We start from the raw sequence: 17,217 nt of genomic DNA, 5'->3' as shown, positions 1-17,217 counted from the left end.
ATAGGAAAACAGTGTTTAAGGTCAATTTATACAGACATTAAATAATACACTTATCCATTTACCAAAGATGAGCAGAAGTGCTGTAAATAAACTATGACTTGTCTAAGGTAATATAAGCTAATAATTAGGATTGCTAAATAGATAATTAAAAATAAAAATTCTAATTGCTGTAATTATAAGGCAAGTTATGAGATGATTGTAAATTTTGTCTCTTTCTGCAAAAGAAGCTAGTACAGGACGGCGTAAATAAACATACCATCCAAAATGTTTGAAAAGCTTAATTCACAAACCTTTTGACTTTTGACTTTTGATTTTTGACTTCCGCCTTGCGGTATTAGTTACAGACTGCTAGAGCGATACAACCAGTAGGTTTTTTCTTTAAACAGAAAATTGGTCGTAGAGTCGCAAAATAGTCTACCCCATATTTGACAGTATCTACCTCACTTTACTGAAAAAAGGCAGAGGGTAGTTTTGCTGGAGGTTGAGTTGCAAGAAAATATCTATTTGGTCTGTATTATTAAGTGATATTACATAAAATTAGTCAAAATGTAAATATATTTTTAAATACAGAAATATAGTTAAATAAGGGTTTTTAGTAAAAAATACTACTTTTCAATATTAAATATAGACTTTAATGCTTCAATGGATAGATGTCATACTATTGTAATTTTAATCACTTATCTATACATACGAAATTAATTTCCGTAATTACACGGTGACAGTGCATATTAAACTGTACTATTAATTAAGATATAAACATACTTAATTATCGAGAAAAACATTCACAGACAGAAAGCTACTAGCAATTTCGGCTAAAGTATCAGCATCCGAAAAAGAAGTAAGCTGCTGATAGAATTATTTTTGCTGAATGAGTCAAAGGTGACTAGATTTAAAGAATAAATGCCCCTTGGCAATGAGAAACTATATTGAATCAATTTTCGTCTGGTCTATTTCATATAAAGTACAAGGTAACATTCTGTAAGTTGAAAATTTAACTTTTTCTTAAAAAAGAAACAATGGTAACAGGCAGTAAAATATATCCTATCAAGAATAGAACTAATAGCTTACCAGACTCTTTTTTTAAAGACAATCCGCCCTTGTAAGTAGTTTTGTATGTTAATCAAACAATTCACTTAAGTTGTAAATTATACAGTTTTACTGTCAAAAAGTCTGGCTAAAAAAACTTCAGTCTGCTAAAAGTGCAAATTGTAGGTATGACAGCTTAGTTCGTCTTATTTGAAAATCTATAAAACTTGAAAGGATAATGCTGCCTTAGCAGTGAACTGAAAAACAGCAACTAATTCAGAACTCCTATTTAAGAGGATTTTGGGGTGTGGTTAATTATCTGATTGTGTTCCTCTCCTTCTTAGAGCTAGCGGTAAGAGTGTGGAAGCGCAGAGCTTACCTTTTATGACTGGGTTGAAATTAAACAGTACCAATTATTGTATATTCAACACTGTCCAAATCTAATGCATATAGATTTCAGTTAAAGCAATATAGTCTGTCTTATCAATTCTGAATTTCCGTTAGTACCAATTCTAATTTTCATGATTACCAGAAAGCAACTGGTATCTAAATATCTAATAAAAATGTGCTATAACGTACCGTCATAACCGTGGTGATGGTTCGATCTTTGAAGGAGCGTTGAGGTGGAAAACAATAAGTCGTTTCTGTGGCCAGAAGGAATATTAATTGCGCTACTTGCTTTAGGTGGTGTTTTTAGTCTTGCTTTTATGATGCTTCTAAGGCCAAATGCTTCGGATGCTCAGAGTAGACCAAGTATAAATATCAAGGATGTATCTGCAAACGTAGGAACTCAGCAGCGCATTGAGAAATTAAAGGCGACGATGCTTACAAGTTGGCAGCAAGAAGCACAAACAAAGGGTCTAGCCTACCCTTTACCATCACGTTTTCAAGGGGCAATAATTAATGCTGCAAAACTCACTCAGGGTGAGAAAGTAATTGCTCTTACCTTTGATGATGGGCCTTGGCCTCAGACTACAGAGCAAGTGCTAAATATTCTGAAATCAAATAATATTAAAGGGACGTTTTTTGTAGTTGGGCAGAACCTAAAAAATTATCCAGAGATAGGAAGGCAGATTGTTGCTCAAGGTCACGTCATTGCCAACCATACTTGGCATCACTGGTATCACTTCTTTAATCAACAAGCAGCTGCTTTTGAAATTGATCGCACAGAAGACCTAATTTATCAAGTTACAGGTGTTAAAACAAATCTGTTTCGACCGCCCGGTGGCATCCTACACAATGGATTAGCTGGTTATGCTAAAGGACAAAAGTATGCTGTGGTAATGTGGTCGGCTGACTCCACAGACTACAAGTTACCAGCTGTACCAAAGTTGATTAATAACGTGATTAAAGATTCTAAACCTGGTGGAATTGTGCTGATGCATGATGGTGGTGGTAATCGTTCCAGAACTGTGCAAGCTTTACCAGAAATTATTAGCAACTTTAAAAAGCAAGGCTATCGCTTTGTGACTATTCCAGAACTTTTAGAAATCGAAGATACAGACCAAAAGTTGCTTGCTAACAAAAAGTAATAATTATTAATTATAGGTAATTATTCAATAGTAATTGGCTAAATAGTAAAATTATCTTTTTTGGTTAACATGGTTGTTTTTGCATTTGGTTGGAGAGTGATAATTAAGGGCGCTCTAGCAGTGAACTAAAAATTTTTTCTTTAAAGAACGATCGCCCAAATCTTGATTTTGTATTAATATTATTACATAAGCATTACAAAAGTTTTTGGCACTGAAAACCTTGTTTTATTAAAAGGCAGACCACAAGGCCCGCCTCACAAGATTGAATTTATTTGTTGAAGTCTCTTAATGACTGCTTACTAAACTGAACTCAGTTGTTTTTTTTTCAGGATTGGCTTCTGGACTATCAGCTTCAGAAGGCGGAACTAACTGCCAGAATTTCGGCAAAAATTCTTGCCAATTTTGCAGAATTTTCTTCGCTTTTGGTGAACCAGTACGTTCTGCATGAGTTTGAATCAATTCTTGCAGTTGCTTTGCACCTACTTCGGTAATCACCCGCTGTATTTTGACAATTTCTAGGTTGACTAACTCACGAAATGAGTCCTCTTCATCCAAAAAGTATGCCAGTCCACCAGTCATTCCAGCGGCTACGTTACGTCCTACTTTGCCAAGGACGACAATCACACCACCAGTCATGTATTCACAGCAGTGATCCCCAGCGCCTTCAATCACTGCGATGCCTTTGGAATTTCTCACAGCAAAGCGTTCTCCTGCTAGGCCATTGGCAAATAATATGCCTCCAGTAGCACCATAGAGGCACGTATTGCCAACTATCACATTTTGTGATGCGTTATACGTAGCATCCGTTGGAGGTTTGATGATGATTTCACCACCATGCATCCCTTTACCTACATAGTCGTTTGCTTCTCCTTCTAGGCTCAGAATTATGCCTGGGAGATTGAAAGCACCAAAGCTTTGTCCAACACTACCTGTAAAGTTGAGATTAATTTGTCCTTCAAAGCCACTGTCACCGTATTGAGAAGCGATCGCACCCGCTAATCTTGTGCCCACTGTTCTGTCAGTATTGATAATTGGGTAAGTCTTGGTGACAGTAGATTGATCCCTAATGGCAGCCTGAATTTCGGGATCGGCAAGAAACTTGTCATCTAAAACCACGCCGTTGCTGTGAACTTCTTCATGCACCAACCAGCTACGATTGTCTTTGCTATTTGGTAGCTGAAGTAAACAGTCGAGATTTAGCGATCGCGTTTTGGTGAGTTTTGCCTCTTGGCGCAGTTTTAACAAATCTGCACGTCCAATGATTTCTGACAAAGAACGATAGCCAAGCCGGGCTAACAAACTACGCACTTCTTCGGCAATGAAGTAGAAGAAGTTGACAACCTGTTCTGGTATTCCCGTAAACCGCTTGCGGAGTTCTTCTTTCTGAGTAGCAACACCCACAGGACAGGTATTCATGTGGCAAACTCGCGCCATAATACAGCCTTCAGCAATCATGGCGATGGAGCCGAAACCAAATTCTTCACCACCCATTAATGCACCTATTACCACATCCCAGCCACTCTTGAGTCCGCCATCTACGCGTAAAATCACGCGATCGCGCAGATTATTTTCCATTAAGACGCGATGCACTTCACTTAAACCCAATTCCCACGGCGAACCAGCGTGCTTAATCGAACTAAGTGGTGATGCCCCTGTACCACCATCATGACCAGAAATCTGGATGATATCAGCGTTTGCTTTGGCGACACCAGCAGCGATCGTCCCAATGCCAACTTCTGCAACTAGCTTCACCGACACTTTTGCTTTCGGATTAATTTGGTGCAGATCAAAAATCAGTTGTGCTAGGTCTTCAATCGAATATATATCGTGGTGCGGTGGCGGCGAAATCAGCGTCACTCCTGGCTTGGAGCGTCTTAACATCGCAATGTATTCACTCACCTTGGGGCCTGGCAGTTGTCCGCCTTCCCCAGGCTTGGCACCTTGGGCGATTTTGATTTCAATTTGTTTGGCGCTGCTTAAATACGCTGGCGTGACACCAAAGCGTCCTGATGCGACTTGCTTAATAGCACTAGAGGCGGTGTCGCCATTTTGCAATCCTTTCAAATGCGGTAGGGTTGCCGAGTGACCATCCTTTACATCATCTAGAACTGTATAGCGCACTGGGTCTTCGCCGCCTTCCCCAGAATTTGATTTACCACCAATGCGGTTCATGGCGATCGCTAAAGTTTCATGGGCTTCTCTTGACAAAGCGCCTAAAGACATGCCACCTGTGCAGAAGCGCTTGACAATTTCAGTTACCGACTCTACTTCTTCTAGAGGAACCGACGGGCGATCGCCTTGGAAGTCTAGCAAGTCCCGCAAGGCCGTTACTGGTCTGCCTTGGAGGTGCTTTTTGTAAACTTCGTAGTGGTCGTAGTTTTTGCCATCTAGAGCTTTATGCAACGCCTTAACCATTTCTGGGCTATTCATGTGGTACTCGCCGCCAGGACGGTACTGCACAAAGCCCAAGTTTTCTAACTTCTTGGTCGTTAGTTCTGGGAAAGCTTTGACGTGGAAGGAAAGCACTTCATCAGCGAGTTCAGTAACACTCAAACCACCGATGCGGGAAGTCGTACCACGAAATCCCAGTTCGATTAAATCTCCACCAATGCCAATCGCTTCAAAGATTTGGGCTGCTTGATAGCTGGAGAGCAGAGAAATTCCCATCTTGGAGAGAATTTTTAGCAAACCTGACTCTACTGCTTTGCGATAATTTCCTAAAACTTGTTCTAGGGTGAGGGTGGCAATTTTTTGTACCCCCATTAACTTTTGAGTTTTGGGATCAGACCACCAATCACGCACCGTATCTAAAGCCATATACGGGCAAACTGCACCAGCACCATAGCCAATGAGACAAGCAAAGTGATGGGTACTCCAGCATTGAGCAGTATTCACAATCAGGGATGTTTTCATTCGCAATCCCTCACGAATCAGATGGTGATGCACAGCGCCCACTGCTAATAGGGGAGGAATGTAGGTATATTCTGTGTTGATACTGTCATTGACGCCATCGCTTAATATTAAAATCTTTGCACCTGCCCGGACTGACTCAGCTGCTTGTGCTTGCAAAGACTGCACTGCGGTTTTCAATCCTTCCGGGCCATTCGCGATCGCAAACAGGGTTGACAACTCAGCCGTGGCAAATCCTGACAGCTTAATCGCCTCTAATTCCGCATCCGTTAACACTGGCGATTCGAGTTTCAATCTCCGAGCATATTCTGGCTTGGGTTCTAATAAGTTACCCCGTTCACCTAATTCGACTTTCAGAGACATCACTAGCTTTTCCCGCAGGGGATCGATCGCCGGGTTCGTCACTTGAGCAAAGCGCTGTTTGAAATAGTCATAAAGCAGGTGTGGCTTTTGTGATAGCACGGCTAAAGGAATATCATCACCCATGCAGAAAGTCGGCTCCGAACCTGCGATCGCCATTGGATGAATCACCATTTCTACATCTTCTGTGGTGTAGCCAAAGGCAGTTTGACGCTGAAGCAAGGTTTGCTTGTCAATAGTCAATTGTCCTTGGTCATTTGTCAAATGTCCTTTGCCATTGCCATTTGCTAATGACGGATGACTAATGACCAATGACTTTAATTCTTGACGGTACTGTTGCAGCCATTCTCCATAAGGGTGCTGCTTGGCGATGCGCCCCTTTATATCCCAATTCTTCAGCACTTCATGATTTTCTAAATCCACGGCGATCATTTGCCCTGGGCCGAGTCTACCTTTTTCGACAATATCGGCTTCTGGGAAGTCCACCACACCAGCTTCGGAAGCTACAACAATGTAATCATCTTTGGTGATCGCGTAACGAGCGGGTCTTAAACCATTACGATCTAGTGTTGCACCAACTTTTTTGCCATCGCTGAATACTAAAAGTGCTGGCCCGTCCCAAGCTTCTTGCAAACCACTGTAATATTCGTAGAAATCAACAATTTCTGGAAATTTATGTAAAGAAGGCTGATTTTGGTAAGCCTCTGGAACCATAATCATTAAGGCTTCCAAGGGGCTGCGTCCAGAGCACACCAGTAATTCCACTACGTTGTCTAGGGTGGCTGAGTCACTGTTATCAATATGAACTAATGGCTTGAGTTCCTCGATGCGATCGTTCCATACAGGATGATATAGGCTAGCTTCTCGTGCCATCATCCAGTTGATGTTACCCAATAAGGTATTGATTTCGCCGTTGTGACCTAAAAACCGCATCGGTTGGGCTAGAGGCCATTTGGGCATCGTATTCGTACTAAAGCGGCGGTGATAGACAGCAAAGGCGCTTTTATAAGCTGGATTTTTTAAATCGTCATAAAAGTTGCCCAAAACGGCGGAACGCACCATGCCTTTGTAGACAATTGTGCGACTTGACAACGAGCAGATATAAAATTCTTCTGAGATATTGGTTGCAGCTTTACTAATTCGGCGGCGGGTAATGTACAATTGGCGTTCCAATTCATCGCCGCTTTTGTCAACAGAAGCTAACAAAACTTGTTCAATCTGGGGCTGATTTTCTCTTGCTTGTGCCCCCAGCAAATCAGATTGCACTGGCACTACTCGCCAACCCAATACAATTAATTTCTCTTCAGCAGCTACTTGCTCAACTGTTGCTCTAGCTTTTTGTGCAGCTTGCTGGTCTTGTGGTAGAAATATCATCCCCACAGCTATATTATTGGTGGATGTAAATTCCTTCCCTCTTTTGGCAAAGTCTTGTTGGAACAACTCCCAAGGTATTGCTGTCAATACTCCAGCACCATCACCAGAATCTCGATCGGCGCTACAACCTCCCCGATGTTCTAAGCAGGTTAAAGCAGCTAAGGCTTTTTCGATAATTTCGTGGCTGGTATGATTCTGGCGATGAACAATAAAACCTACACCACAGGCATCTCGTTCTTCTACTAACCACTTTTGCCCCTGATAGGTATCTCTTGAGTTGATATCAGCTGTGATTTTCTGGCCTTGATTCATCGGTTTATTATTCATACCCTGTTCCTGAAGTATTGAGTTACCAATTTTGCCACTACATTGTGGGTGGGAAAAAATTTCTAATTTCAGCGATGGAAAAATATATAAGCACCGAAATTTAGGGAAAAAAAATTTTAACTTCGGTTTTACTTTATCAGTTCCCCCGTGTTAAAATTATTGCGTGTTTTTTATGTATTTATGCGGTGTTAGACAAGTTCCCTCCGCCAAGACATTATTTTTGCCCTGACAGTTTCTTTTTTATATTTTGAAGTTAAGTATTTTCTCAATCCCTTTTTTCCAGATGCACACTAGCTACTTACCGAGCCTATTTTTTTGGCTCACCTGAAACAAAACTAAAACTAAACGCTGTACTATGTTCTAAAGCCAAAATCATCCCGATCCAGCAATAAAATCAGCGTATTACAATATATACCCATTTGACAATTCCCAAATATTTTTGTTGTCTAGAATTTTGCCGCTTACCAGTTGCCGCATGTATTACTATTAACTAGACATTACTGAAATAATCATATTAGCAACGTTCAGCTAGGATTAAATATCTTAATCCAGTTTTGATAACCAAAACTACCGTATATGGTGTGCTTAAAATTAGTGGAAGTTAAAACACTTGATTGCAGTGGCTTTAGCGTCTACATAAATTAATGTGTGTTTAAAAGAGACAAATAGCCAATATATAGATTACCATATTTATTCAAAAATAAAGTCATGCTTTCTTTATATTTCCAAATAATTAGTTAGTTTATACCTTGGGTGATAGTTTTCAAAAGTACCTAGTAAATTATGGTAAAAATGCCGAATTGTTGCCAATCAGGGATTAGCGATGGCTCCGTCAAAGCCAAGGGCGAACGCAAATTTTTTCGGGCTACTGTGTCACCAATACTTTTGACAGTACTGTGCTTAATTACTACCTATCCTATCAACGCCCAGGAGTCCCTAAAAACCACAAAATCAACACCCAAGTTAATCTCACAGTCACCGACACCTCCTTTAACAGGCGCGGCATTTTCTGGTAATCAAATTTCCCTCAATGGTCGTACTCTACCAGGAACTTGGTTGCAGCAACCTGGAAAATCTGGTCAGGTGACAACTCATCTCAGTGACGGGGCATTCAGGCAATTAATTGGAGTAAATTTCTTAAACAGTAGTAATTCAGCGAAACAACCAATACAGTGGTTTTCGCCGATAACAACGCCACAGGTTTTAGCCGCCAGGCTAGTAGGAGCATATCGCTATCTGGATATTACTAATTTTGCTCGAACATCAGGATGGCAAATCCAAGCTAATGGCAACACCTTGGAAATTGCTACCCCAAAAGTACAAGTCACAAATATTGTTCCGAGTCAGCAACCTCCAGAAGCGAGTGTCCCTTTGCAACAGGCTCGGATTATTGTCGATTTAGATCGTTCAACTCCCTGGCAAGTTGCACAAGGGTCAGCGATCGCCAAACTGCAAACTCCATCTTCCGATCCAGATACGCCAACTCCCAAATCCACTGTACCGCCAAATAGACAGTGGACAATTACTCTGGATGGAATAGCTGACCCTGTTTTGATAGAACGCTATACCCCCCAGCCACCACCAGCACCACCAACATTGCTGCCAAACCTGCTCAAACAATTATCACCAGCGACACCAACACAACCAATACTACCAGCCCCTGAACCACTGATTCAAAAAGTGGAGGTGGTGAAAAACCAAACGATTATTAGTCTGAGCGTTCCCTTTGGTCTATCGCCTCAAGTTACTACTGTAGCTAACCCCAATCGCCTGATGATCGATATTCGACCCGATCCTCTAGAAGAACGAGATATTACTTGGGCCCCAGGATTGCGCTGGCGACAGCATTATGTCAACTTAGGCACAGAACGCTTTCCTGTGGTCTGGTTAGAAGTTAATCCCCGCAAATTTGGGCTAACGTTTAAACCTATGTGGGCTAGTCCATCAGGGCTAGCCGGTACTGCTCCCTTAATTCAAACAGCACAACGTTACTTAGCAGTAGCTGGAATTAATGGTGGTTATTTTAACCGTAATAACAGATTGCCATTGGGTGCGATTCGTCGGGATAGTCAGTGGTTATCAGGCCCGATTCTTAACCGGGGTGCGATCGCTTGGAATGATTCAGGCCAATTTTACTTCGGTCGTCTCACCTTGGAAGAAACTTTAATTACGGCAAATGACCAGCGCCTACCAATTCTGTTTCTCAACAGTGGCTACATTCAAAGTGGCATTGCTCGTTACACCTCAGCTTGGGGATCAACTTACACACCCCTGACAGATAACGAAATTATCTTAGTGGTAGAAAAAGACCAAATTACTAATCAGTTACCAGGCGGCAAAGTTGGTGCGACAGCGGTTCCCATTCCCCAGGATGGCTACCTGCTAACTTTACGCGCTAACGCTACTAGTGCTGCCTCCCAGCTACCTATTGGAAGCGCAGTAAGTATTTCCAGCGCTACTACTCCAGCTGATTTTAGTCGTTATCCCCACATTATTGGTGCTGGGCCGCTATTAGTCCAAAATCGTCAAATTGTCCTTGATGCCAAAGGCGAAAAATTCAGCAATGCCTTTATTGCCGAAAAGGCTATTCGTAGCGGTATTTGCACAACGGCAACAGACACACTGATGATTACTGCCACACATAATCGTGTCGGCGGTTATGGGCCTAATTTGGCAGAACATGCCCAATTGATGCAACTCATGGGCTGTGTGAATGCCCTAAATTTAGATGGCGGTAGTTCTACCAGCCTTTATTTAGGAGGGCAACTACTCGATCGATCGCCCAGTACCCCTGCTCGTGTTCATAACGGAATTGGTATTTTCCTGCAATCACGATAATGGGGAATAGGGAAAAACTCAATCCCCAATCTCCAGTCACTTTTTAAAGTTTAGAACAAGCTGTTATTTAGCTTGATGAAGACTTGGTGTAGACATCAGAATTTTAGTAGTGATGGTTTACACCATAAGGTCTGATTTTGCTATGTTTATCAAAGTGCGACAAAATTGCTGATTTTCAAGGTTGCAAGATAGCGCTAGATTTTTTTATCAATAATTAAGAGTACCAACGGTTTGTTATGTCTTCAAATGAGGTAACTATGGCTCGATATCAAGAAACTACACAGACTGAAACTCTACACCTCCCTCCAAACATAACTTCCAGGGGCGTTGCTGCAACTGAATTACGTCCTTGGGGTGCTTTTACAGTTTTGGAAGAAGGGCGCGGATACAAAATTAAGCGCATCGAAGTTAAGCCTGGACACCGCCTCAGTCTACAAATGCACCATCACCGCAGCGAACATTGGATTGTCGTCTCTGGTACAGCTAGAGTAGTTTGTGGTGAAAAAGAAGTACTACTGAGCAATAATGAGTCAACTTATGTACCTCAATGTACATCTCATCGTTTAGAGAATCCAGGCGTGATCCCTTTGGTCTTGATTGAAGTCCAAAATGGCGAATACTTAGGAGAAGATGATATTATCCGCTACCAAGATGACTATGCCCGTACCAAAGATTAAAACCAAAAGAATGCTATTAAAGCTCTAATCCTAAAGCTGAATACATTTTTATGTAAACCGTCTTTGTAAACGAACTATTGCACCCCAGAAGTCCCTACCTTAACAAGGTGGGGACTGAAGCATATTAGTGTTATAAATGTAGTAATAGCGATCGCGCTCATACCTTCGGTGATTTGGAATTTTGCACAAGCAAAGGTCAACCCATCTGTAAAATGGAAGATGGGGTATTCAATTGCAAAAAACGAGTTCCATGATTCATCTGAGTGAAGCAGCCATAAGTGAGATTGGGCGAATTAAGTCCAAGCAGCCAAATGTCTTGTTTCGATTGGCAGTAAAACCAGGTGGTTGTTCTGGATTATTTTATGATATGTCCTTCGATGAAACAATAAAAGTTGGCGACCAGGTTTTCGACTTGGATGAGATTCAAGTAGTCATCGATGCCACAAGCTTAAATTACCTCAACGGTTTGAGAGTTGATTATTCAGAAGACCTAATGGGTGGTGGTTTTCGCTTCCACAATCCCCAGGCGATCGCTACCTGTGGTTGTGGCAATTCCTTCTCCTTAAGTCCTTAGTGATTGAACAATTAGTCAAAAAACAGATGTTCAATTACTAAGGAAAAATAACAATTGACATAAAGCCGTAAAAAAAGATATAATCAGGATTTGTTAAAACTTAGACTATAAGCAGCTTTACGCGCTGTAACTCATGCCAACAATACAGCAGCTAATACGAAATGAGCGCGAACAAGCGCGTCAGAAAACCAAGTCCCCTGCTCTGAAACAATGTCCCCAACGTCGAGGAGTTTGTACCAGAGTATACACGACCACACCAAAAAAGCCTAACTCAGCCCTACGCAAAGTAGCAAGAGTCAGACTTACCTCTGGATTTGAAGTCACAGCTTATATTCCAGGTATTGGTCACAACTTACAAGAACACTCAGTTGTGATGATTCGTGGCGGTCGGGTTAAGGATCTACCAGGCGTGAGATACCACATTATCCGTGGCACCCTAGATACAGCCGGAGTCAAAGACCGCAAACAAGGTCGTTCCAAGTATGGAACCAAACGTCCGAAAGCAGCGAAAAAATAGGATTGGGCGATTAATCGCATCCAACACGATTGATCGTCTACTTAAGAAGCGCTCAAGGACAAAAAACTATCAGGGTCTGTGTTCTAAGAGCAGTTATGAAAGCTGCTCAAGTTTGTTTAAAAAATCAAGCAAGCTACACCTACACTAAGCGAGCAAGTGTAGAAGTTCTGAGGATAACGCTGTAACCCACAGCAGAATTCTAATCTGGATATTAAGGTTTAAAATGTTGTCGCCTTGAGTATTTAGTTGCAGGTAGCAAGTCAATGAATTTTGGATTTTAGACTTCGACTACGCTCAGTCGAGCGATTTGCAATTTTGGATTGGTCGAACCCACAAGGGTATGAGGCTTATAGACGTTTGATTTTTTCCAATCCTTGTGGTCGGAACATCTACCAAAAACTCTAATCCAAAATTGGCAGTCAATAGGTCAGCCTTGCTGCAACAGTCGAAAACAAAATTGAAAAAGTCTGAAGATTGGGTTTTACAGCTTTTAGTTTCCGGTGTCTGATAGCATATAATTTCGTTGCCAATTCCGAATTAAAGGTGAAGTATGTCTCGTCGTGGTGTTATTCAAAGGCGCCCAGTTCCGTCTGACTCCGTATATAACAGTCGCCTTGTGAGCATGATTATCAGACGGATCATGCGTCATGGCAAAAAATCACTTGCCGCACGCATTGTTTATGATGCATTAAAAACTATTGAAGAACGCACTGGTGCTGGTGCGTTGGAAACCTTTGAAAGAGCAGTGCGAAATGCCACGCCTTTAGTAGAAGTAAAAGCTCGGCGAGTTGGTGGAGCAACTTACCAAGTACCAATGGAAGTGCGTACAGAACGGGGCACTACCCTAGCACTGCGTTGGTTAGTGCAATATTCCCGCTCCAGACCAGGCCGGACAATGGCAAGCAAATTGGCAAATGAATTAATGGATGCTGCCAACGAAACTGGCAATGCTATTCGGAAACGCGAAGAAACGCACCGGATGGCAGAAGCTAACAAAGCATTTGCCCACTATCGTTATTAAGTCAAAAAGCGATATATCGCCTTGCTAAAGTGGTATATCGTGGATTTGCAAAAAGAAGACGGTTTTCCGTAAAAGTATAGAATCTTAACAAAGAGTAATATACAAGATATCATGAGGCAAAAACTATAGGAGGTAGCTGTGGCACGCACGATCCCGCTAGAGAAAGTACGCAACATTGGTATTGCGGCGCATATAGATGCGGGCAAAACAACAACAACAGAGAGAATATTATTTTACTCTGGAATAATTCATAAAATTGGCGAAGTTCATGAAGGAACTGCCGTCACAGACTGGATGGAGCAGGAGCGGGAGCGGGGAATTACCATTACTGCTGCTGCGATCAGTACCAGTTGGAAAGATCATCAAATTAACATTATCGATACTCCGGGCCACGTAGACTTCACAATTGAAGTTGAGCGTTCCATGCGCGTGTTGGATGGTGTAATCGCAGTATTTTGTTCTGTGGGCGGCGTGCAACCGCAGTCTGAGACAGTGTGGCGGCAAGCAGAACGCTACAAAGTTCCTCGGATAGCCTTTATCAACAAGATGGATCGCACCGGAGCGAACTTTTATAAAGTTCACGAACAAATCCGCGATCGCCTGCGGGCGAATGCGATCGCCATTCAACTACCAATTGGTAGTGAAAACGACTTCCAAGGCATCGTTGATTTAGTCCGAATGCGTGCGTATATTTACGCAAACGATCAAGGAACCGATATCCAGGAAACCGATATCCCGGAAGCATTGCAAGCGCAGGTAGACGAATTCCGCACCAAGCTAATAGAAGCTGCGGCAGAAACTGATGATGCTCTGATGACTAAGTACTTCGAGGGCGAAGAACTTACAGAACAGGAAGTTCGGACTGCCCTGCGTAAAGGCACAATTGCGGGGACAATTGTACCAGTACTTTGCGGTTCGGCATTCAAAAACAAAGGCGTACAGCTGATGCTGGATGCCGTTGTTGATTACTTGCCAGCGCCAAGTGAAGTACCGCCAATTCAAGGCTTACTGCCGAATGGCGATACTATTGAGCGGCGGGCTGATGACAACGAACCCCTAGCAGCTCTGGCATTCAAGATTATGGCTGACCCTTATGGTCGCCTGACATTTGTTCGCGTTTATTCTGGTGTCCTGAAAAAGGGCAGCTACGTACTCAACGCTAGTAAGAATAAAAAAGAACGGATTTCCCGCTTAGTTCTAATGAAAGCAGACGATCGGCAAGATGTCGATGAGCTGCGAGCGGGTGATTTGGGAGCAGCTTTGGGATTGAAAGACACCTTGACAGGTGACACGCTCTGTGATGATGGATCGCCAGTAATTTTGGAATCCCTATTCATTCCTGAGCCTGTGATCTCGGTGGCGGTTGAACCCAAAACTAAGAATGACATGGACAAGCTGTCCAAGGCTCTGCAATCTCTCTCAGAAGAAGACCCCACCTTCCGTGTCCGCGTCGATCCGGAAACAAACCAAACCGTGATCGCGGGGATGGGAGAGCTACACCTAGAAATTCTAGTAGACCGGATGTTACGAGAATTCAAGGTGGAAGCGAATGTAGGTGCGCCGCAAGTAGCTTACCGGGAAACAATTCGGAAAGCTGTGAGCAAAATTGAAGGCAAATTCATCCGCCAAAGTGGTGGTAAAGGTCAATACGGTCACGTTGTGATCAATTTGGAGCCTGGAGAACCCGGTACTGGTTTTGAATTCGTCTCCAAAATTGCCGGCGGTACAGTACCTAAAGAGTACGTTGGCCCCGCAGAACAAGGAATGAAAGAAAGCTGTGAATCCGGTGTTCTAGCTGGATATCCGTTGATTGACGTCAAAGCGACGCTAATTGATGGGTCATACCACGATGTAGACTCTTCGGAAATGGCTTTCAAAATCGCCGGCTCAATGGCGATGAAAGAGGCTGTGCTGAAAGCTTCACCCGTCCTCTTAGAGCCTATGATGAAAGTTGAGGTTGAAGTTCCTGAAGACTATATCGGGAACGTCATTGGCGACCTCATCTCCCGCCGAGGGCAGATTGAAAGCCAAAGCACTGAACAGGGACTCGCTAAGGTCGCATCCAAAGTTCCACTAGCGACCATGTTTGGCTACGCCACTGATATCCGTTCAAAGACGCAAGGTCGGGGTATCTTCACGATGGAGTTCAGCCACTACGAAGAGGTGCCTCGCAGCGTAGCTGAAACTATCATTGCAAAAAGCAAAGGGAACGCTTAGTTAAAATAAGGAAATGAGCATTCATGGCACGCGCAAAGTTTGAAAGGAATAAACCCCACATCAATATCGGTACAGTTGGCCACGTTGACCACGGTAAAACTACCTTGACAGCAGCCATCACCATGACCTTGGCTGCTATGGGTCAAGCTATAGCTAAAGGCTACGATCAAATCGATAATGCCCCAGAAGAAAAGGCACGGGGTATTACCATCAATACCGCTCACGTAGAGTATGAAACCGCAAGTCGGCACTATGCTCACGTAGACTGTCCAGGACACGCTGACTATGTGAAGAACATGATCACCGGTGCTGCCCAGATGGACGGAGGTATCCTGGTAGTTGCTGCTACCGATGGCCCTATGCCCCAAACCCGCGAACACATTCTGTTGGCAAAACAGGTAGGCGTTCCCAGTCTGGTTGTCTTCTTGAACAAAGAAGATTTGATGGATGACCCAGAACTTTTGGAACTAGTAGAACTAGAACTGAGAGAACTGTTAAGCAGTTATGATTTCCCTGGTGACGATATCCCCATCGTCAAAGGCTCTGGTCTACAAGCTCTAGAAGCAATGACCAAGAATCCTAAGACCCAACGCGGTGAAAATCCATGGGTAGACAAAATCTACGAATTGATGGATGCTGTAGATTCTTACATCCCCACTCCTGAGCGGGATGTTGATAAACCCTTCCTGATGGCTGTAGAAGACGTGTTCTCAATTACAGGTCGTGGTACTGTCGCCACCGGTCGGATTGAGCGGGGTGTAGTCAAAGTTGGCGATAACGTTGAACTAGTAGGTATCAGAGATACTCGCGCCACTACCGTAACTGGTATTGAGATGTTCAAAAAGAGTCTCGACCAAGGTATGGCTGGGGATAATGCTGGCGTACTACTCCGGGGTATCCAGAAGGCTGATATTGAACGGGGTATGGTCATTGCCAAACCTGGTTCGATTAAACCTCACAATGAATTTGAAGGTGAGGTTTATGTCTTAACAGAAAAAGAAGGTGGTCGTAAAACTCCATTTTTCGCTGGCTACCGTCCCCAGTTCTACGTACGGACAACTGATGTAACTGGTACCATCAAAGCCTACACCTCCGATGAAGGCAAAGAAGTAGAAATGGTAATGCCAGGCGATCGCATCAAGATGACAGTAGAATTGATCAACGCGATCGCGATTGAACAAGGAATGCGCTTCGCTATCCGCGAAGGTGGTCGCACCATCGGTGCTGGTGTCGTCTCCAAAATTATCAAGTAGCACCTTTTTGCTCATAACAAAGGAGCAGAGATGGTATGTATTTTGCCTCTCTGCTCCTTTCTCTTCCCTCTATAAATAAGGTAATAGGTTACAGGGGACAGGTAATAGTTTTCTGTAACCTTTACCCTGTAACCTTTAACCTGTAATACTCCCCTAATTACGCAGAACCTGGAAAATTAAAGATGGCAACTCTACAGCAGCAGAAGATTAGAATCCGCTTACAAGCCTTTGACAGGCGCTTATTAGATACATCTTGCGAGAAGATTGTAGACACAGCTAACCGCACCAACGCTACAGCTATAGGCCCAATTCCTTTACCAACAAAACGCCGGATCTATTGTGTGCTGCGATCGCCCCACGTAGATAAAGATTCACGGGAGCACTTTGAAACCCGTACTCATCGCCGGATTATTGACATTTACCAGCCCTCTTCTAAGACTATTGATGCCCTGATGAAATTGGATCTACCATCGGGCGTAGATATCGAAGTCAAACTTTAATTTAGTCATTAGTAATTGGTCATTTGTCATTAGCAAAGGACGAAGGACAAAGGACAAAAGACAAATTACATTAGTATGAATATTTACATAG

General features: G+C 43.0%; 10 protein-coding genes. 9 read left to right on the top strand and 1 reads right to left on the bottom strand.

Going from position 1 to position 17,217, the window contains the following annotated elements; genetic code table 11:
* Positions 1 to 1,649: 1,649 nt before the first annotated feature.
* Entirely contained in the window at positions 1,650 to 2,558 is a 909-nt protein-coding gene (locus NLP_RS17575; protein WP_104907517.1) for a polysaccharide deacetylase family protein, read from the top strand.
* Positions 2,559 to 2,843: 285 nt separating this feature from the next.
* On the opposite strand, the gene gltB is transcribed toward NLP_RS17575, so the two are convergent.
* On the bottom strand, positions 2,844 to 7,529 hold the full coding sequence (gene gltB, locus NLP_RS17570) for a glutamate synthase large subunit (protein ID WP_104907516.1): 4,686 nt from the start codon (positions 7,527 to 7,529) through the stop codon (positions 2,844 to 2,846).
* 783 nt (positions 7,530 to 8,312) lie between these two features.
* On the opposite strand from gltB, the gene NLP_RS17565 reads away from it, so the two are divergent.
* The 8 genes from NLP_RS17565 (at position 8,313) to rpsJ (ending at position 17,126) form a co-directional block, all read left to right on the top strand.
* On the top strand, positions 8,313 to 10,367 hold the full coding sequence (locus tag NLP_RS17565) for a phosphodiester glycosidase family protein (protein ID WP_199784638.1): 2,055 nt from the start codon (positions 8,313 to 8,315) through the stop codon (positions 10,365 to 10,367).
* A gap of 257 nt (positions 10,368 to 10,624) precedes the next feature.
* Entirely contained in the window at positions 10,625 to 11,044 is a 420-nt protein-coding gene (locus NLP_RS17560; protein ID WP_104907515.1) for a cupin domain-containing protein, read from the top strand.
* Positions 11,045 to 11,294: 250 nt separating this feature from the next.
* On the top strand, positions 11,295 to 11,618 hold the full coding sequence (locus tag NLP_RS17555; RefSeq protein WP_104907514.1) for a HesB/IscA family protein: 324 nt from the start codon (positions 11,295 to 11,297) through the stop codon (positions 11,616 to 11,618).
* Positions 11,619 to 11,751: 133 nt separating this feature from the next.
* Positions 11,752 to 12,135: a 30S ribosomal protein S12 gene (gene rpsL / locus NLP_RS17550; protein ID WP_045868172.1), complete on the top strand. Its 384-nt coding sequence runs from the start codon at positions 11,752 to 11,754 to the stop codon at positions 12,133 to 12,135.
* A 550-nt stretch (positions 12,136 to 12,685) separates the two neighbouring features.
* A complete protein-coding gene (gene rpsG / locus NLP_RS17545) occupies positions 12,686 to 13,156 on the top strand; it encodes a 30S ribosomal protein S7 (protein ID WP_069070112.1) in 471 nt (156 codons plus the stop codon).
* Between the two features lie 138 nt (positions 13,157 to 13,294).
* Entirely contained in the window at positions 13,295 to 15,373 is a 2,079-nt protein-coding gene (fusA, locus tag NLP_RS17540; protein WP_104907513.1) for an elongation factor G, read from the top strand.
* Between the two features lie 23 nt (positions 15,374 to 15,396).
* Positions 15,397 to 16,626 carry an elongation factor Tu gene (gene tuf, locus NLP_RS17535; protein WP_104907512.1) on the top strand — a complete coding sequence of 410 codons (1,230 nt, stop codon included), beginning with the start codon at positions 15,397 to 15,399 and terminating at the stop codon, positions 16,624 to 16,626.
* Positions 16,627 to 16,808: 182 nt separating this feature from the next.
* The gene (gene rpsJ / locus NLP_RS17530) at positions 16,809 to 17,126 is read left to right on the top strand and encodes a 30S ribosomal protein S10 (RefSeq protein ID WP_008232935.1); all 318 of its coding nucleotides are present in this window, start codon (positions 16,809 to 16,811) and stop codon (positions 17,124 to 17,126) included.
* The last annotated feature ends 91 nt before the right edge of the window (positions 17,127 to 17,217 follow it).

Source organism: Nostoc sp. 'Lobaria pulmonaria (5183) cyanobiont' (genome assembly GCF_002949795.1).
Lineage (GTDB): Bacteria > Cyanobacteriota > Cyanobacteriia > Cyanobacteriales > Nostocaceae > Nostoc.
This window is presented reverse-complemented; position numbering and strand designations above follow the sequence as displayed.

What these genes read in the sequence shown, in the direction of transcription:
- rpsG (WP_069070112.1), top strand. Translation starts at nt 12,686, where the DNA reads ATGTCTCGTCGTGGTGTTATTCAAAGGCGCCCAGTTCCGTCTGACTCC.
- rpsJ (WP_008232935.1), top strand. Translation starts at nt 16,809, where the DNA reads ATGGCAACTCTACAGCAGCAGAAGATTAGAATCCGCTTACAAGCCTTT.
- NLP_RS17560 (WP_104907515.1), top strand. Translation starts at nt 10,625, where the DNA reads ATGGCTCGATATCAAGAAACTACACAGACTGAAACTCTACACCTCCCT.
- rpsL (WP_045868172.1), top strand. Translation starts at nt 11,752, where the DNA reads ATGCCAACAATACAGCAGCTAATACGAAATGAGCGCGAACAAGCGCGT.
- tuf (WP_104907512.1), top strand. Translation starts at nt 15,397, where the DNA reads ATGGCACGCGCAAAGTTTGAAAGGAATAAACCCCACATCAATATCGGT.
- NLP_RS17565 (WP_199784638.1), top strand. Translation starts at nt 8,313, where the DNA reads ATGGTAAAAATGCCGAATTGTTGCCAATCAGGGATTAGCGATGGCTCC.
- gltB (WP_104907516.1), bottom strand. Translation starts at nt 7,529, where the DNA reads ATGAATAATAAACCGATGAATCAAGGCCAGAAAATCACAGCTGATATC.
- NLP_RS17555 (WP_104907514.1), top strand. Translation starts at nt 11,295, where the DNA reads ATGATTCATCTGAGTGAAGCAGCCATAAGTGAGATTGGGCGAATTAAG.